Origin of the sequence: Litoreibacter janthinus (genome assembly GCF_900111945.1) — a bacterium.
Classification (GTDB): Bacteria; Pseudomonadota; Alphaproteobacteria; order Rhodobacterales; family Rhodobacteraceae; genus Litoreibacter; species Litoreibacter janthinus.
In genome coordinates this window covers 1,099,069-1,117,095 of record NZ_FOYO01000001.1, presented here as the reverse complement: position 1 = coordinate 1,117,095, position 18,027 = coordinate 1,099,069, and the positions used below count along the sequence as shown (strand labels likewise).

Sequence of the window (18,027 nt, the reverse complement as noted above, 5' to 3'; positions counted from 1 at the left end):
ACTCAGCTGCCGTTCGTTTCCGTTGCATCATCTCATTGTTTGCGACAGTGTCTGCACCAAGCAGAAAGAAACTCAAACCAGCAGGACAATCATGGCGAAAGGCGAGATGAAAGTATTCGACGAGCCTCACTTTCGATTGCTGAGATTGGCTGCACGTTTCCGTCCAACGTCCGAAACGAACCTTAGAAATGTAAACTCCGCAGAAGTCGCGTCGGTCATTGAAGGATTAATGAGCAATGGGTTTTACGCGGATGAATTTGCCTACCTTGAAAGCCCAGACCTGAACTACTTTGAGATGCTACCGAAACTTGAGGATTTTTTGACTTCTCTGAGTTGGAAGCCGCTAAGTGAAGAACAAGAGTTTCGTTTTCTCACAGCAGTATATGCCGAAATTGGCTCGAGAGACGACCTTTCGGCATATCATGCCATTACGCGATGGATGGAAGATGTGGGGCGAGAGATGGACGAAAGTTTCCATAACCAGTTCGTTGCGGACGGAATTGAGGCCGAACGATTGTATGGCTGTTATTATTCCCATTCGCCTGTGCTCGGCGGAGACCTCATCCCAAGTGTTGAAAACCCAAATGCTCACGATTGGGGCATGGAGGGCGAAGCCCGTCCAAAGAGGGTTTTTGCGGAGTGGCTTGCCGCGCATCCCAATGACAAAATGGTAAATCAGCCATTCGACGAGAACTTATTAAGCAAACTTTCGGCATAGTTTAAATCAGTGGAGTTTCTGCGTAGCAGCATCGGTCAAGATGGGCTCAAAGCGGTCATCCGGAGTTTTCGGTCTGGTTGCAAACGTCAACCCGTCATTTATGACAACCGCCCCAATCCCTGGCTTCGAGAAGTTATGCAGCCAATAACGGTGCCAGCCGCCCTTTGACTGACAAGCGTGCGGATCTGCCGTAGGCGATCGGGTTCACTCGCAATTCTGGAAAAACCTCGAATAGTTCTTGGCGGGATTTATCATGCAGCCCTGGTAAGCTGTATGCGCCCGGATGATAGCTTTCGCTCGCTGCCCCGTTTGCGCTTACGATTTGATGATCGTCGAAGACGAAGTGATGATAGGTAACGATCCCTGTTTCGCATTGGACAACATCTCGGCCGTTGACCAAGTGGCTGGCTGCGACGAGCACTTCCGAAGCGCCAAAATAGAGCTCCGCTTGATAGCCGGTATGGAGCATGCGGTGCTGCGGTGAAACAAGAAGACGTGACGTGTTTCCAACGGTCCCTGGCATGAATTCGATAGGTGCAGTTGTCGGAGTCGTCTTAATTGTGCGTTTCCCGGCCCAACGGATCGGCTGCGGGCCGCAATCGCGGGTAAGGACCAGATCTCCAGCCCTAAGCTGCTCGATCTTGCGGGGGCCGTATGGGGTTTCGATATCTGTTCCGCTGACGAAGCAGATGATGTTTTCGATCTCAGAGAATGTGACAGTAGTTCCATCCAAAAGAGTGGCGGTGCCTGACTCTCGACCGATGGCGGTCGTCGGGTCAGTGTAGACAATCGAGCCCAGTACCAGCTGGCCATTGAAATCCAGCGTGTCTCCAGCAGTTTCAGCGCCCTCGCCACCTACTATGGTCATAGAGCCGCCGTTCAACTGCGCTCCGTCGATTAGAAAAGTGTCATCGCCATCATCACCAGAACCGACGTCGCTTTGCCCCATAAAGAGCGTGTCGTTTCCTGTGCCACCCGACAGTGTGTCATTGCCGGATTGCCCATCAAGTATGTCATTGCCAGCGTCGCCGTTGACCGTGTCGTCGCCATACCCGGCGTAGACCGTATCATTTCCGTCACCCGCGTTTATGACGTCATCGTCGGCCCCTAACGGAACAGAGTCAAAGTGCACATCTGAGAGGTAGACAGCCTGCTGAGTTGTACCGCCATTGTCATAAGTAATGACAATTTGCGATGCTGGGCCGGCGATTTCGAATAGAGCTGACCCGCTTTCGTCACCAGCACTGCCATTGGAGGCACTTGCAGTAACTGTGTTCCCGGTTACGGTGTGATTGCTACCACCTGTTATGACGACAGGAACTTCGTTTCCATCGGCGTCAAATGCACGGACGGTAACGATATCCAGAAAGTTATTTGACCCGTCGTTCAGTCCGTCAATATCGCTGATACGAAAGCTGACATTTTCTACTTCGTTTTCGAACCCCGAACCCGTATTGGCCGAGAAATCCATTGTGACCGTGGTGTTATCCGCGCTGCCGTTCGCAAAGATATAACCGGCCGAATTTGTGTTGAAAGGCTCGCCTGGCGCGACATAGATCGCATCTGTCCCGCCACTGAGTTCTGCCGAAAACTCTTCGTTAGTTTGGACGTCAGAGTAGGTGACGTTGACGGTAATCCCGCCAGTGTCTTGTGATACCCCGCCTCGTAGGTCTTGCTCGTCGGTGTAATCAGTCCAGTTGAACTCCGAAGCTGTTGGCGCCGCTACCCCCGGTGCATCGTTGCCGTCAACCATGTCTTGATGCGGGTCGCCGGTATACGTGGCATCGATAGTGTCGTCGCCAGTTGTGCCGTCCACAACCCCGTCAGATTCAGGGACATACTCTGAGTAGGTCAGAACTGGATCGCCAGCACCTGCATCCGGGTCCTTGTCGTAGTTAACTATTTCATAAGCGCGACCCACAACCAACGGCTGTTCTGAAAGAGTGTAGTTGCCAGCATTGGCCCCGGAATCAATTCGAAAGCGGATGACTTGGAACTCTTCGCCGGTCACGGTATCACGCACCGTCCAGCTTCGTTCCGCATCTACGCCAGTGCCGCTTACCGTAACGCCATTCAGTGTCGTAGTGGCAGTCGCCGTCTCGCCCTTCTTGCTATCTTCGAGGGTTAGCCCGTCAATGCCTGCACCATTGTCGGTGATCGTGGCGTCACCAGCAGCAGATGCCGGTCCTGTATAGGTGGACGTCGCGCCTACCGTATGCGAAAAAATGGTATCCGCGTCTACATCATAAAAAGAAAGGTCGTAAACGGCCATTGTCTGCTCTTTTCCTCATTCACACGCATTGAATGCGCAAAATTTGTAGACCAAGTTTCAGTTACTTGTTGAGGAGACAGAAGCGCGAATAAACCGGCGATAATTGGTGTAAAATGTGTCCTGAATGGGTTCTGACGTGGGGTAACTTATGCTTCAGGGATATGCTTTCGGCGGCACCGTCGGCAGTTTGGGTTTGCTGCTGAAATCCATTGCGAGCGCACCGGCATCTCAGATGCGAGTCCGTCAAGATGTTTGAGAGGTCGTCTCCTTTACAAAGCGTAACGTCGCAAACTCACGACTTTTCTCCTTTGCCAAATGGAGTGATCTGCGAACTGCCAGCACAGTGTTTGAAGAGCTTAGATCATGCTGCTCTCCACAACCGCCCTGAGTTGCGTAATCCTACTGGCTTCGTTTGGTGTGCTTCTGAGTTGGGCAAACCAGTGTTCTGTACTTTCCTGGAAACAGGGGTTTTCCCTTCACTTCCTAAGCGCTCAATAAGGGCGCCAATTATGAGCAATGTCGACCAAGAAGACTCGCGTCCTTTCCGTCGAGCGGCGCATGTCAAATGGTTTGGGTGAGAGCCCCAGCGGATTGATCATTGTTGAGGTCAATTCTTGGACCGCACCAACCGAATGAACTGTCCAATCGTGTGCGAGAAAGATCGGATTACAGTTTAATATTCAAAACCCCGATTTGGCCACCCATTACCTTTAACCGGTCCAATTTTCGACTAAGAGTTACGCTTTCCTTGAATGTGCCTTAATGAAATGAATTGAAAGTGATATGACTACAGAAGCTCATCGCCCCGCCAAACGCCGATTTCTGAGCGATAAGGCAAAACGCCTGTTCAGCGCACATGACAAAGCCATCGCGGCGGAGCGTGCAAAGCTTGATCTTGGCGAGTGACGACTAAGTCGGCTCCCGAACGCACTCTTGGAGTTGCTTTCAGGAGGATTGGGAAGCCTGGTTTTTTTGCTGAAAGCTGCCTTTCATGCAAGCTGCAGCATCGGTGAAAATGGGCTCTAATCAGACCTCGGATGCGGCGCAGCATCTGCCACTTCTCGATACGTTGTAGAAGCACGGACGCCCCTTTCCGGACCGTCGTCCCATGTTCAAGATGCTGCAATCGCAACCCGAAAAGCCGCCGTTTACAGCAAACGTTCAGCGCACATCAAACCAGCCGCTAGATGGCTGTGTGGTCAACAGCTGGATAGACGTTGTGTCAGTCATCGCGCAGCGTCACAAAAGTCTTATTCAGCCGTCAGGAAGACGTCGTCTAAGCCTTTCGCTTATGTGCGACTTCGCCCAAAATCGAGGCATATCTTGTCACCCAATTACTAAGGGTCGAATGGTCGACGGGGGTACGACGCTCGGCTTGAGTTTCTTCCGGATCGCGATTGGTCGTGGCGCGGCGGATTAAGCAGAAGACCTCGTGCAAGTTCGCGTACCCTGAAAATGGGGCACCCTTCATAGGCACTCTGGTATCGGCCTTACTGACGTTTTATGCATGCTTGTAACGAATTGCGATAAATGCGTCTCAATTTCGTTCTCTGCGCGGCTTCATCTTTCGGATGTAAAGCCCGCGGCCGGTGCCGTCCGCGCCTTTAGCAATTCAAAAAGCTCGGCCTGGCCTTCGGTCATCTTGTTGACCTGAAAATTGGCTGCGGCCAGAACTCGTACGCCTTTTGCCTTTGAGTTCGCGACCAATTCTAACCGATGCTCGCCGGGCTTGTCCGTGGACCAAGCAACCATCCGACAGTCACAATCATCCAGAACTTTGCCGTTCATCCGCCAAGCGTAGTTGCCCGTGACCCAGTCGATCTCGCGCCCGTTCTGGTCAAACAGGTTGCCCACCAGGCTGATCCGACGACCAAGAGGAATTGCAGCCCCGTTTGCCGGTTCGATAATCAGGCCGTTGACCACGGCCTTGGCCAGTTTAACCTGCCCGCAGGACACTTCCGCTGTGCGAAACCTGTGCGTGACCTCTGCTATCAGTGTCGCGTGCTCAACACCCGCAAGTGGCAAAAGATCGACCTGCCAGCGCCCCGCTTTTGTCAGTACGGCTGGAGCGCGCACCCGTTTGCCATCGGACAGATCAGCCCAAATAGTCGCCTGCGATAAGCTTGGTCTTTCCAAATCAAACGACGCGGTTTTGGTATCGGCCCTGAAAGCCTTTACACGCGCAATCGGCCTGTTGCGTGCCACCGCACCTTGAAAGAGCTTCGCACCCTTATGGCGCAACGAAATCAGACGCGCGTTAGGATGGTGCGCAATTGCCGCCCGGATCAGCCCGATGCCAGCAAAGGGCGTAGTCGAGCTGCATCCCGCCGGTATATTGACCGCACAGGTGGATGTCACCAGCGGTCGGCCCTTGGCGGTCGACAAGGTCAACTCTGCCATCTGATCGCCAAAGTGTTGGGCGCCTTGATCGCGAAACGCCGGATCAACCATGCGAGTCTCTAAGTTACGACCCAGTTCAAACTGGTTCGCTTCAGTCAAAATGCCCTCGAGGTAGATGAACGATGAAGTCATGATTGCCCAATTCCCTAATATCGGGTGTCCAGAAGGTCGCGTGCCAAAAGGTAATGCTGCGCGCTAGTCCATAGCCGCACATCGGTGCGATAGGACTGGATATCTGCCGCAACAGGGATGGCGCTGTTACCGTCGATGTCAAAGCCAACGTGCAAAAGCGTGCCGTTGGTGTCGTTGCCGTCCGCATCGCGAATGAAATGGCATGCCACCGGCTGGAAAACAGCTTCGCAATCTTCGCCAGCCGTGGTCTTGGTGTGGCCAAGTCCGATCGTGTGCAACAGTTCATGCGCAATTGTGACGCGGTTGCGCTCCGAAATGCAGGTCGATGTTGCGGGCCACGCCATCATCCCGGGAACGCCGCAACCTGTCCCCATGAAGAGGCCCAGCCAACTTCGCGTATGGTGGCCTGTCGGCGGATAGCCTTCGTTGTCGTTGTGTTCAGCCGCCACCGACAGGGCCAGTTGATAGTGCCCGCCTTCGCGGCAGTAGTTGTCTTCAGCCGTAGCTGCGTTCAGTTGGAAAACACCCGGGTGGAAAACGATGTTTGTCCGCGGACTAGGCAACATACGAAAGGCATCTCTCACAAGTCTGAGCGCTTCAGCCGGTATGACGGCCCGGTCCGGTCCGGCGCCATCCACCGGGTCTGCCCCGCTTTCGGCGATCCGTCTGATCGTGACAGGCAGAACCGGTCGGTCCAACCAAGTCAGGATCTCGGTCTGCGCCCGCGTGATAGTACGGCAGGTTTGCGTGTTGAATATTTCAACTACGGCTTCGTTTGCCGCACCCATAGCATCCGCAGCCGGGATCAGGAAATTCAGGGAATCGTTAGTATTGTCGCGCGAAGGTTCTTCGGACGCGATAATAAAGCTGTTGACCGCGAGCCTTTCGTCATCGTTCATCGGAAAATATGTGTTGCCGTTCATGGTCACCGTCCCTGTGCAGCGGGCAACGGATGGCCCGGTGGGCGAGGGATGCGCCCGCAAATAGACGCGCAAGACAGTGTCCATACCTGCCGTCAACGGTATCGCGTTATTAGGCTCTGGCGGCGAGTCTTCAAGCGAAAAGACCTGAATGGCCTGTGTGTGTTCAATAGCCGCGATCGTGAAATTCGCATGCTCGCGTAGTGCGACGTTCAGCGTGCGCGACTGTGCCTCAACACCACATGGCAGCGTTGAATGATTGGCAAATATCTCGAACGTCCATGGGCCGACCTGATCGGGCAAGAAAACAAAATTGCCGCGTGCAGGCCCAGCCGTTTCCACCTCTCGCCGGTTGCCGATCGGGTCGACAATGAACACGGTAACCTCAACGTCGGCGGGGCTCACGACCCAGCTTAGATCGACAGAACTGAACATCGCGATGCAGTCCAGCCCGCTCTGCGGGCCGAAATGATGGATGACTGGTGCACCGATTTCAATCTCGCCGGGCGTACCCGGACGCGTCATTGTAAGCGTTGTCAGGCATAGTGTCATTGAGATGGGAACGTGGATCCAGATCGGGCCGGACCGCGCGTCCAAGGGCACTTCGACCACGATCTGCGAGTCGGTGACTGAAACCGGTACCGCGGAGACTGTGCCGCCAGAAGCATCAACAAAGCGAACCTCCGCCGCGCCGTTGAAGTTGTTTCCGTCAATGGTGATTCGCGTGCGCGGACAAACCGCTTCAGGAGTGATGTCGGTGATCTGATAAGCGCCACTTCTGTTAGTGATCAGGTCGACAAAACCGATCCCGCGTCGGTGCATTTCCGGGATCAGATTGTTGGTCAGACAGCGCTCGAAATAGTCGGTCAGTCGGGTCAAACGCGGGATCTCTGTCGGCAACGGTTGTGAGCCCAACCCAGGCGTGGGAAACTCTCCCGGAAGGCCCGATTGCGGCGGCCAGTCGAACCACGGGGCGCCTCCTAGCGGCGGGTACGACATCGGCAAGCCGCCCGGCTCAAAGGATAACGCGTGCACGGCCGTGTCAAAAGCGGTCGCAAATTGATCGCCTCCGCCACAATTCAGGGCCAGCACAAACAGGTGCTGCATCTCGTCCAGCCCCTGAAGCGCCAGACGCAGGCCACCCAAATAGGTGGCAAGCTCGCGCCGGGTACGGGACACGTACACTGTAGCGGCCAGAACTGTTTCAAGTGCTTCGAAAGAAACAAGCAAAGGTAAGCTAGATTGCGCTTTGCTTAGCCGCATGCGCTTACGCTTGGACAGCTTGATCGCGCCGATGTCGGTCGTTAGCGCCCAGACTCCAATGGCCGTCGGGATCGTCGCACCGTCAAATTTGGCAAGGGTGAAGCGCAATTTTCTGGCCGCGGTGGGATTGCCATCAAGCGCTGCATGGGCCTGTTCCAACAACGCTGGGGCACAAGCGATACGGGGCCTGAGTTCTGCAACCGGTAGGTCACTGCACGTCTCGCTTGATGCCCGCGCCTTGGACACGGTTGTCACGAAAAGAGCAAACGCTTTGGGGTCAAAGAGCCATTGGGCAGGTCGCGGACCACAAGAATCGGGCGGAATCGGTTGAAAATCCTGTTCCATGCTTTTCCAAAAAAGAAGTATGCTATAAAAAGTATATACTTTACCCTACGTCATGGAGATGTGCCGATCAAGCATCCGCAAATTGCCATGCGTTAGTCGTTGGGCCACAGACAGGGGCTGCGGTTCAGACGCAAGGTTCGCAGTTTTAGTCTGGAGACAGTTGCTATCAACCAGTGAAGACGGTTCTATCTTGTGTTTGAAATGTGCTCATTCTCTTAAAGACGAAATCCTCCACACGATCTCCTTTTATGTCATGTACTCAGTTTCTTATCGCGGGGTCGACGCAAGGAATTCGTGTCATCGCTCGAAGTATCGGAACAATCCAGTGGAGTAGGATCATAGCGGACCGAACCGGTGAACCGACCCTTTGATGGACTTCAATTCACTCAGGCCAGCAGCGGCAACGATTGATCGAACCGCGATGTAATAAACGACTAAGAAAGGGCAACTTCGGTGTGCATACACGTTCGCCGTCTACGGCAATTCTATAGATTAATTGCAAAGAGAATTGTCTCTTCCTGACCGGAAAAAAGGCCTGCGACAGGACCGTCTGCCAAAAGCCTTTCATAGCTTGGATCTCCTAAATTTACAAAGTGCTGGCTTCGTCACTACCAAGGTCACCTCTGCATTGATCTGCCAAACGCGATTGGCGATGCCAACCTTTCCTTCTCTTCCATTTGATGCCGTTGTCCTGAGAGAGGACAACGGTGTTATTTGAAGCAACGGGCGGCGTGGGTTAACAGCTGCCATCGGCCCAAAGCCGACATTCGCGCTTAAGTCAGCATGCTGCGATGCGGACGATCAAAGGAGACATTCGCTGCAGAAGCGAGGCCCTGAAGCTGTTAACGCCTGAAACGTGGGATTACGTTGCATTTCGCCTCGGTTGCGCCAGGTTTCGTTTTCTAACGAACGCACTCCACCGGCGTGGAGCGACTTTTCTACAGGCACCCAAAAGGTGTGTTTTGTATGATTCTGGGTCGCGTTCGAGGTACAGAGCGTGAGCAGATCCTAGGCCAGATGCCAAGTTCTATTAATCATCAAACTCTGGGACATCACCAAGCCTTACGAGAAAACTTGGTAGTCCGACTTCGCCACTGCCTGGATCTTCAATGACCAAATAAGCATCAGCACCCACGCAATTTTCGGACTGTGCGTCCCTCTCGGCCCTATTCTGCACCTCAGAAGCCGTCGAATATTGAAATTGATTGTCAATTTTCAGGCTTGTTTCCCGATCATGCCCGGTTTTGTGCTCCACATATGTTTGGCAGATGTAGTGAGTTTTTGTTTCGCTCCCGTCTGAGTTCGACATGGTTCGATCCATCGTGTTTTTCGTAGCATGATCGCAGCTTGAAACCGCTGGGCAGCAGCAGTTTCACAGCTTCGTAACAGCTATAGGTGAACTTCCCTTGCGCTAGGCGGATGGCTTCCCTTGCGTGTTTGCTTCTTTCTCAAGGCGCGCTTTCCGAAGACGGTCGATCTTGACTTGTCGCTGTTCAGCTTCTTCGTCGAGCATATTCCGGACGATACGAGATGTCTTGTCCATCGACGTTTCCGCTTTAGGAATTTGCGTTCTAAACACACTTGTCTTTATTAATTTTGCCAATTGGCATTCTCCTCGTTGGGTCCACCCAAGTATGTCTGAACAAGATAATTCAAACCAATGTCAGGTGTTTGTTTGGGTCACGCGCATGGCGCGGGTTTGGCGCTGGTCGGTCGTTGCGCAGATATGTCTGAACATCCGGGGCTGCAGTGGCGCGCATCAACGCTCCATAGTTCATTTGAAACCGCATATCTGAACCAACGAGTGGAGCCGCACGTCTGATACCAATGACAAGATGATCGCTTGTAGCACCGATCAACGTACTTCCGGGAGGTAGTGAAAGACCAGAAATATCCGTGTCTTGTTGCCCGATGGCGAGGATTACGCGTGTGCCATGTCCACTGTTTGGCGCAATGCGGCGTTTTGACAGGTCCAGATCGGCAAATATCTCGGTTGGACACACAAGCTTGGTATTTGTCTCAATGACTTCGGCAACGAGCGTAAAGGCATCCCGATACATGCCATCGATCTGGCTCCCAGAGACAGGATCAACACCCAGAAGTATTGCTTCGCCCAGCCGCAGTTGGTTGATACGACCAGTGGCATGTCCTGCGAGCGCCCAAGGCAGGTTTGCGGAATTGCCCCCGGAGACCGTTTGAAGGAAACGGCCACACTGCCCCTCAATGTCGTTGGCAAGGGTGGATAGGCTTTGCATCTTGGCAGCGTCAGGTGCAAAATTGCTGAGACATGCAAAATTTGCTCCAATGCCTTCCAACGCGACACCGGGCAGATCCACCACTTGCTGTGCAATATGGTAAAGGTCTTGTGGCATGATACCTTCACGCAGATCGCCCATCTCGACCATCAGGATTACGCCGTGAACCTTGCTCTGCTGGATCGCAGCAGCGGCTAAACCCGCGATCACAGTTATCTCAGTGTTGTAGCTTGCCTCGCAGATTTTTACGACCTCACCGGCTTGGCTCAGCATTGGTGTCCGGATCAGGGTGATCGGGCATGTTATACCAGCTTTACGTAATCTCTGCGCATTGCGTAATCGCGCCTCAGCAAGGCCCGTAACGCCGCCGTCCAGCATGGCCCTGGCGATGGCTGGATGTCCGGCCACCGCCTTGGTCACCCCATTCACACAGATGCCACGCGCGTTCAACCGCCCAACAATAGTTCGGGTGTTATGGCGAATCTTGCGCAGATCCACTTCTACGCGCGGGCAACTCATGTCACAGCCATGGGTGTTCCATGCTGCAAACTGGGATAGGCGGTAACAACCATAGAAAGCAGACGCGCCGCTGGCCGGCTGAGCGCGTCGGTCACGGGCAGGCCCAGTTTTTCGCTTTGATCAGCGATCGTGCCTGTGATCTCGGCATCGGACATGCCTTCGTGATTAAGTGTGACCCCAATGACTTTGGTATCAGCAAAGGCTTCTATTAGCGCAATCTCACTAGCAGGTGTGGGCATTGGCATATTGGGAAAATCACAGCGATGGGTGCGATTGGGTGCATGCTGAAGGATCACAGCGTCCGGCTGGCTGCCGCGAAGGATAAAGGCTGATGTGCAGAACGCTGGATGGCTTAGCGCTCCTTGACCTTCGATCAAAATGACATCGGGTTGTTCTACATCTGAAGCCGCAACAATCGCGCCCTCAAGTTCGCCACAGCAGAACTGCGGCGGTACAGCGTCCATGGCCACACCATATTTTGCACCCTGCATCAAACCCGTCTGGCCGGTGCCAACAAGCACAGTCTTGATGCCGTTTGCGTTTAAAACACGTGCCAAAACCGTTGCGGTCGTCCGTTTTCCGATGGCGCAATCGGTCCCGAGAACCGCGATGCGTAGCGCATCGACACTTGCGACACTTCCATCAAACAAGCGCATGTCTTTGCTGGGCTTAGGTTTGCGGATGTCGCGGACGGTGACATGTCTTGCTGATGCTGCACGCGCTATCTCAGCGTCGTCGCTCAGATATTCATGCAAGCCACTGACAATGTTCATACCAAGTGCGATTGCATCCAGTACAACACCGCGATCATCGTGCGAAAGTCGCCCTGTCGAGGGTGCCATCCCATAGATAAAGGTATCGGGCAAAACGGCTTCATGAGCAACAGCGGCATCTAGGTTTTCAAAGATAGGAATATTGTTGATAGGACCGTTGAGAACCAACCCACTGTCGCCGCCGCTGTGATTGCTATCGATGACAGATAGAATTCGGTAGGCCTCTGAATGACGCACAAGGCCGTTGGCTGTCTTGCCGTCGACTTCGGCAAAGTTGCCTTCGCAATAGACTATAGCTGTTGGCTGCAAAGTGATTTGAGCTTTGGGTTTTAGCGACGGCGCTTGCGCACCTCTGACAGGACGACGGATAGTGTCTCGCGTTTCAAGTTCGGTGTTCATAGTGTTTCCCTTTTTGATGGCTCGCTGAGGACGAAGCCGTCGTCGCCATCGTTTGTTGAAGCCGGAGTTGCCGTATCGCGCATAGTTAGTGAGGCTGCGCAAACCATTGTACGTTCCCGTCGCAGTGCAGTGGGTTTGCAGGCTGTAAACCTAAGGCGTCACACACCATTCTTTCTGGTGAAACGCGCATAGCTGCCTGCCTGAAACCCATCGTTCCATCCAGCCTTTGGAAGGGGATGGGCGAACATCACAAGCGGTGTTGTCGTGCCCAATAACATCGGCAACTTTCCAAGCATCAGATCCTTCCAAGAGGATGTGACAGTTCAATTTTCATGATAGAAGATCGTGGTCGTTTCTGGCTGGCGATGCGCCCAGGCCGCAGAAGACCACAACTTTTGTACCGTGTAGGTAGTCTCTTTGCGCTGGAATTGCAACGATAGCGAGCCATGCTTTGCTGCTAAGATCGCGGACACTCATCCAACGACAAGAGATCGGCAAGCATTCACCTAGCGCATCGGCAATCCCTTCGCCAGAAGAGCCGCCCTTCGGCGTAGATATCACAAGACGACATTCATGCGCATCGCAGCATCAGCCACTCTGGGCTCGTTGCCGACATTAGATCGGTCGCAGCATTCCCGCGTCGTGAGTGTGTCACTACCGACACGAACGGCCCAAACCTGCCGTTCACCTGGCAATCCTGAAGCTGCGCCGCAGCGCGTCAAAGCCGCCGTTCGCTGCAGGAGCTTGTTTGAAGTGTTTGGAGAGGTCTGGTTAGCGGACAAACCTGCCATTCGACTTCTTGCCCTAGGTGTCCGCTTTGTGTGCTTCGTGTCAGTGGCGAATAGCACCAGGGGCGGGAAGCTGTCATTTGCCACGAATGCATCATGGCTCCTTTGGACCTCAAAAAGCTGCTGTTGCGCTGGGTTCCACATGAACAAGGTAGACAGAACGGCCCTCTACTGTATTCTTACTAAAGGATTCTCATGGACATTGCGAATAGGCACTGTGTCAGATTGCGATGTCAGTGTCAGCCTAAGATACGCACACCAAGTCCTGCACCCGCTGCCGCCTGATAAAAGTCCCTAAGCGCCCCAAAGGACAGCTTGCAAACTTCATCAAGGTGCTCTTCGCCATCGGACGCGTCCTCATAGTAGTCTCGCAAAGGACGTACATCCCCTTTGGGATAATCGCTCAACACGATTGCATTCAGTCCATTGGAAATGTCTGAGACCTCAGTCGGGTCGTAGAGCGCGTCCAACAAATGACCAGGCATTACCAACCCACCACAAGCTCGCAAAACTGCCATGTCGCCGTCATAGGCCAAATCAATATCTGCGCCCTCGCCCTCAATCCCGAGCGCATAAAACCGAAACAACTCCGAAAAGTATGACAAAATCAGGAAATGAGGTGCGGGCAGGGGAAATTCATCGCCGACAACGGACATGCCGATCAGACAATTCAGGCGGTCCGCTGCACCGGCGATTACTAACCACTGCGCAGTTTGCTCAGCATAAGAGACTGCGTCCACCTTCATCTCCATCGGTATTCTGACAGGAGGATGAAAGTTAGGGTTCAGCCCCTTGATCGTATCCAGAAAATCAACATCAAACTGACCCAAGTCGTACTGCTCTGCTAGAAGAGACGACTTGATCTGATTTGCGTCGGTCGTTTGCACAGCCGTCCGAAGACGCTCCAGCATCTCCCAATTCAGGTGGCTCATTGTTGGGCGATCGCTCATGACAGTATCTCGTCCCAGGAGATCAAGCGGCCGATGTCCGGTGCATCTCGCGTACCTACAATCACCCGCACGCCGCCAGAATACTCGGCTAAATCGCGGAAATTGTCCTCGTCTGCCAGTCTTCGGAGTGCTTTGATCACGCCTTCCTCAGTTTCAAAGGAGTTACGGACATCGATGATTAACCGATGATCGGCGGGCAAGGGCACACCATTCCTGCTCGTCATCCCCATGAACCGTCCGCCCACTTGATTGGCAATAGGGTCGCGATATCGTTTCAGGTGCGAGTAGGTGCTCCAATCGTCCGCGATAGTTTTGATCTCATAAGCGACAAGCTGACCGTTTTCACGGCCCAGTACATCGGGACGAGTCGAGTACTTTTTTGGGTAGGCCATTTGGGTCCCGTTCTTCTTGCGCCCCTTGCGACCCGTGAACAGACCATCCTTAAATTCCGGTTCAGGTTTGAAATTTTTATGCTTGCTCGAGCCGAAAAGGAAATCTCCTGCGTCATCGACACCGTGGAAGAACTCAAACCCCTCGTCTTCTAGCATTTTCTCCGTCTGTACCTGTGACCAAAATTCACTGCAGGGGCACGAATTGTGTACGAGGATGTCAAGCGGTGTGACCAGATAATTATGATCTACCGAAACCTCGAGATTATAGACCGGTTCCTTATCGGGTTTTGCAACTACATCCACGACAACTGCCAAACGTCCTTCAGCTCGCAATACATGGTTTCCGGGTTGCAACCAGCCTGCAGCGCGGTAGCCAGACGGAGTTGCGAAAAGATGTGCAGACGTCGTGGTAAGCGGCCAGTCTTGGCCGCCCTCTTCACCCCGAAGAGTGAACGTCATCGTCTCCTCAGCCGAGCGTGCATAGCGGCGCAGGACACGGCGATTTGAAGGTGCGTTGGAATTCGGCTGCATTGCGGCGCCTGGAACACTTGCGATAGACATCGCAGGCCGAATAATCTCAATCGGAATGTGATCGCCGCTCACCTGTCGAACCTTTGTTCCAGATGCAAAACACCGCGTAAGGTTTCGCCGTGATCCACGCCGCCCGACGCGGGAATTCGGATCGCCACAGCGGCGGACCTGCACCTCTGCCCGCGAAGTTCGGCGTCGCATTCTGGAGCGGCGTAACTGACGCAGAGCATCCTCTAGCGTGCCCAAATGGGAACCGGTCAGGCTGCGCCCCGCGCGGATAGCCTTTTGCGCAGCACGCAGTCCTGCCTTGGTACCGGCTTTTATCGCGCCGCCTGCGAAAGGTAGTAGCATGAAGACAGCAGCAACTGCGCGTTCTTCGGTCGAAAGCTGCCTCCCAGTAACATAATCATAACCTGTCGCCAGTTCGACTCCGCCTTTGATCTGTCCCACGATCGGCACCAAATCCAGCACGAAGCTCGCCACGCTTGCGGCGTCCTTCCAAGGGTCATCCTCTTCTGACGCAGCCTGTTGTCGCTGCTGCACCATCGCATCCAAGTGAGCCTTGTCGACCTCCAAGGGGCGCATATCGGGATCGTCGGCGTAAATATCGCCAAAATTGTAAGAATCCGGAACGATCGTGAAACTTCCGTCATTCTGGAAGACTTCCAACCCGCCTTTATCTAGCGCCAAAAACCATCCGTCGTCGAATTTGCCGATCGTGTATTCAACACCATCGATGATGTAAGTGATGATTTCGCACGGGGTTTCGATCGGGCGAAGCTCGTTGTCCGTGCCAAGCGGTCGCGCTACGGTTCCGTTTTCCGGCTCCTTGCCCGCCGTGCCGTCGCTACCACCGGTGCCCGTGCCCGACGACGGTCCCGGCGCCGGGCTTCCGCCACCTCCGCCGCCACCGGTGGGATCAGGGTCGGGCGGCAGCCAGGGGCCCGGCCCGACGGTTGGTGGAAGCCCGCCCGGCTGACCAGCGCCACCTCCGTTGCCTTTAGCTTCTCGCTCTTTCTGTTCAATCGCCTTCAGCTGCTCACCGCGCGCTTTGGCCAGCTTCGCGGTCGCTGACATCGTTGCGGCGATGGCACTGGCCATAGTGGCTCCGTCACCGCCACCGCCGCCAGACATTGGCGATAGACCAGTCGACAGGGGGTTCGCCGTGTTTGCATTTAGCGCCGCAGAGGAGTTTCGGATCAGCATCTGCTCCGCTTTGGCCGACCGAGCCAACTCTCCAACCCAAAGGCCGAGATGATCCAGAACCTCCCGGTCATGATCGGCGTAACCCGACGCCGCAAAACGACTCCCAAAAGTTTCGCCCGTCAGCCGGGTTGTTGGTACGGTCTCCACGTCGGTCGCGAATATACCGACATCCGCGGACTCAACCTGAAAGTCGTCCACTTCGCGCAGCAATACGACACCTCCAGCGTTTTCTAGACGCTCGCCCAGATTGGGCTGTAAAGAATCCAAACGCGAAGCCAGCCGATCAGCCACAACACGCGGGACGTCCCATTCTCCAACGTCTATCTCAAACTCGGTTGATTGCCCTCGCTGAAGAACGTGACCGGATAGTTTTCCGCCTTCGCCGACCCCCTCTAAATTTACGTAGATAGTTGGCATGGCCGTTAGTCCTCGCCCGCGAGACCGAAAACCCGCACGGGCTTCTCAGAGGACACCTTTACTGTGATGGAGTTACCAGCCTGGTGATCGGCTGCGCCAATCGGGAACACCGAAATCGACTTGCCGTCTTCGCCAATTGTCCATTGTCCGTTTTCGCCGAGCCCGGTTTCACCAACAAGTTCAACTTTGCCACCGCCAACGTTAACGTTGATCTGCGGTATTCCACCGGCGCCAGTTTGAACTTCGATTTCGTGGATGTACTTGCGACTGGTCGCTGGGATAACAATCTCGCCTTCTTCGTTCTTTCCCGGGCGTTTTCCGCGCACGGTGACGTCGCCATCTCCCAACGGAGTATTCGGTCTACCATCAGGATGCGAGAGCTCGATCTTCGATTTAAAGCTCTTTTTCGAACAAAACTCGAATGGCCCAAGGGCGCGACCCGGAGGCACTATGCTGTCGAGGTTGCCGGCAACAAAGCCAAAACCCGCGCCGTGGCCTGGAATCGCGCTCCATCCTTTTGGAACCTGCGTGCCTTCGGTCTCGGCATCGCTTCCAAAATGAATGTCTGAAACCGGTGCAAGCGTTCTGTTTTGCAGTCGGAATTTATAGCATCTTAGCACAGTGGTTTTCCCGCGCTTGATAACAGGTGGTCCATCATCTGGCGGTTGCCCACCCTCGGGCGGGTCAATTTCACCCGGTTTGGTGCCGTCGCCCTCTGGCTTCACAGGCTCGCGAGGGCGCGTTGGCCCGGTTTGACCACCGCCGCCCTCAGGATCGCCTCCGCTTGTCGGGCCTGTTCCCGTTCCTGAACCCGTTCCGGACCCAGATTGACCGCCAGGCGTGCCGCCGGCACCTTCCTTTTCTTCAATCTGCTTTACTAAGACGCCTTCAAGCTCTTCAGCGCGTCCTTGTCCGCGTTCTGCAGTCGACGACAGGACACTGGCCAAATTGCCCATTGCCTGCACAGTACCGCCAGACGCACCTCCGCCACCGCCTGCTGAGTCCGCTGTTTCCTCAAGTCCAGCCTCTTGTTGTTCAAGCAATCCTTGCTGAATTTCGGCAACTTGCTCGACGAGATCAGCGTCCACTGCGGCTCCATCTGCAGCCGCGCGAACGATATCCGCGAGATGTCCTAGTACCCGATGTGGATTGGCATGATCACCCATCGTTTCACTCAAGAATCGAATAATTTGTTCGAAATCTCCTAGACACCGCCATTCAAGCAATATTGTTTCGCAATATCAAGCTTCGCGTTTCCCCAAAGAATGTGCAACCCTTGAAACTCATAAACGCCATTCGAGTGCGAACGATGCTATGTGCCTGGAAAGTCGGTTTTGTCCGGCGTGCCTGCCGCTTAACGAATAATTATTTTCGCGAAAGCAGCCAATGTCCGGTTTGGCGAGCTGCGATGCGGCATCCTCTGGGCCTGTCGAGGTTCAGGTTTGGGCCGACTCTCATACTCCAATGTCGGCAACACGAGTTTCGCGGCCATCCGTTCGGGATGCAGCAAAAGGAACTTTGGGCTCGAAGCAGACCTCAGATGCAGCGCAGCATTCGCTCAATCTAGGCCGTGGTTGGCTACACGATCGGCCCATTGCTGCCGTTCGTCACCCAGCCGCGATGTTGCACTTGGAGTCCGTATTCCCGCCATTCGCTGCACATGCCAAAGGACACTGCCGAACAGGTAAAGCGCATTTATGTGGCGTTGAGGCTTTCGATGATCATGAAACAAGTAGAGTTGCTTTTA

The 18,027-nt window shown here is 54.3% G+C and carries 12 protein-coding genes; 2 read left to right on the top strand and 10 right to left on the bottom strand.

Features of this window, described 5'->3' with window-relative positions:
* The first annotated feature begins 91 nt into the window (after positions 1-91).
* Complete coding sequence (locus BM352_RS05620; protein WP_090213600.1) at positions 92-718, top strand: hypothetical protein; 627 nt, start codon at positions 92-94, stop codon at positions 716-718.
* 133 nt (positions 719-851) lie between these two features.
* Here BM352_RS05620 and BM352_RS05615 read toward each other — a convergent pair whose 3' ends face one another.
* Positions 852-2,990 (bottom strand): Hint domain-containing protein, encoded by a 2,139-nt coding sequence (locus BM352_RS05615; RefSeq protein ID WP_090213598.1) that lies wholly within the window; start codon positions 2,988-2,990, stop codon positions 852-854.
* A gap of 783 nt (positions 2,991-3,773) precedes the next feature.
* On the opposite strand from BM352_RS05615, the gene BM352_RS19210 reads away from it, so the two are divergent.
* The gene (locus tag BM352_RS19210) at positions 3,774-3,896 is read left to right on the top strand and encodes a hypothetical protein (RefSeq protein ID WP_281245104.1); all 123 of its coding nucleotides are present in this window, start codon (positions 3,774-3,776) and stop codon (positions 3,894-3,896) included.
* Positions 3,897-4,550: 654 nt separating this feature from the next.
* Here BM352_RS19210 and BM352_RS05610 read toward each other — a convergent pair.
* The 9 genes from BM352_RS05610 to BM352_RS05575 all read right to left on the bottom strand — a co-directional run bounded on the left by BM352_RS05610 (position 4,551) and on the right by BM352_RS05575 (position 17,446).
* On the bottom strand, positions 4,551-5,522 hold the full coding sequence (locus BM352_RS05610; RefSeq protein ID WP_090213596.1) for a hypothetical protein: 972 nt from the start codon (positions 5,520-5,522) through the stop codon (positions 4,551-4,553).
* Positions 5,523-5,536: 14 nt separating this feature from the next.
* Entirely contained in the window at positions 5,537-7,951 is a 2,415-nt protein-coding gene (locus BM352_RS05605; RefSeq protein ID WP_175500627.1) for an IPT/TIG domain-containing protein, read from the bottom strand.
* Positions 7,952-9,080: 1,129 nt separating this feature from the next.
* Entirely contained in the window at positions 9,081-9,359 is a 279-nt protein-coding gene (locus tag BM352_RS05600; protein ID WP_090213592.1) for a hypothetical protein, read from the bottom strand.
* Positions 9,360-9,461: 102 nt separating this feature from the next.
* Entirely contained in the window at positions 9,462-9,593 is a 132-nt protein-coding gene (locus BM352_RS19205; protein WP_281245103.1) for a hypothetical protein, read from the bottom strand.
* Between the two features lie 109 nt (positions 9,594-9,702).
* Complete coding sequence (locus BM352_RS05595) at positions 9,703-10,824, bottom strand: alanine/ornithine racemase family PLP-dependent enzyme (RefSeq protein ID WP_090213588.1); 1,122 nt, start codon at positions 10,822-10,824, stop codon at positions 9,703-9,705.
* Positions 10,821-11,996, bottom strand: coding sequence for an N-acetyltransferase DgcN family protein (locus BM352_RS05590; protein WP_090213586.1), 1,176 nt, complete (start codon positions 11,994-11,996; stop codon positions 10,821-10,823). Before BM352_RS05590 ends, BM352_RS05595 begins: the two co-directional genes overlap by 4 nt.
* Before the next feature lie 1,027 nt (positions 11,997-13,023).
* Positions 13,024-13,734: a hypothetical protein gene (locus BM352_RS05585; protein WP_090213583.1), complete on the bottom strand. Its 711-nt coding sequence runs from the start codon at positions 13,732-13,734 to the stop codon at positions 13,024-13,026.
* Positions 13,731-16,280, bottom strand: a complete 2,550-nt coding sequence (locus BM352_RS18920) for a pre-toxin TG domain-containing protein (protein WP_090213580.1) — start codon at positions 16,278-16,280, stop codon at positions 13,731-13,733. The genes BM352_RS05585 and BM352_RS18920 overlap by 4 nt, the downstream gene beginning before the upstream one ends.
* A gap of 5 nt (positions 16,281-16,285) precedes the next feature.
* Positions 16,286-17,446, bottom strand: a complete 1,161-nt coding sequence (locus BM352_RS05575) for a hypothetical protein (protein ID WP_217642984.1) — start codon at positions 17,444-17,446, stop codon at positions 16,286-16,288.
* Between the last annotated feature and the right edge of the window lie 581 nt (positions 17,447-18,027).

Coding starts and splice junctions, on each gene's coding strand:
- BM352_RS18920 (WP_090213580.1), bottom strand. CDS start 16,280: ATGCCAACTATCTACGTAAATTTAGAGGGGGTCGGCGAAGGCGGAAAA.
- BM352_RS05595 (WP_090213588.1), bottom strand. CDS start 10,824: ATGAGTTGCCCGCGCGTAGAAGTGGATCTGCGCAAGATTCGCCATAAC.
- BM352_RS05610 (WP_090213596.1), bottom strand. CDS start 5,522: ATGACTTCATCGTTCATCTACCTCGAGGGCATTTTGACTGAAGCGAAC.
- BM352_RS05575 (WP_217642984.1), bottom strand. CDS start 17,446: ATGGGTGATCATGCCAATCCACATCGGGTACTAGGACATCTCGCGGAT.
- BM352_RS05620 (WP_090213600.1), top strand. CDS start 92: ATGGCGAAAGGCGAGATGAAAGTATTCGACGAGCCTCACTTTCGATTG.
- BM352_RS19205 (WP_281245103.1), bottom strand. CDS start 9,593: ATGGACAAGACATCTCGTATCGTCCGGAATATGCTCGACGAAGAAGCT.
- BM352_RS05615 (WP_090213598.1), bottom strand. CDS start 2,990: ATGGCCGTTTACGACCTTTCTTTTTATGATGTAGACGCGGATACCATT.
- BM352_RS05590 (WP_090213586.1), bottom strand. CDS start 11,996: ATGAACACCGAACTTGAAACGCGAGACACTATCCGTCGTCCTGTCAGA.
- BM352_RS19210 (WP_281245104.1), top strand. CDS start 3,774: ATGACTACAGAAGCTCATCGCCCCGCCAAACGCCGATTTCTGAGCGAT.
- BM352_RS05600 (WP_090213592.1), bottom strand. CDS start 9,359: ATGTCGAACTCAGACGGGAGCGAAACAAAAACTCACTACATCTGCCAA.
- BM352_RS05585 (WP_090213583.1), bottom strand. CDS start 13,734: ATGAGCGATCGCCCAACAATGAGCCACCTGAATTGGGAGATGCTGGAG.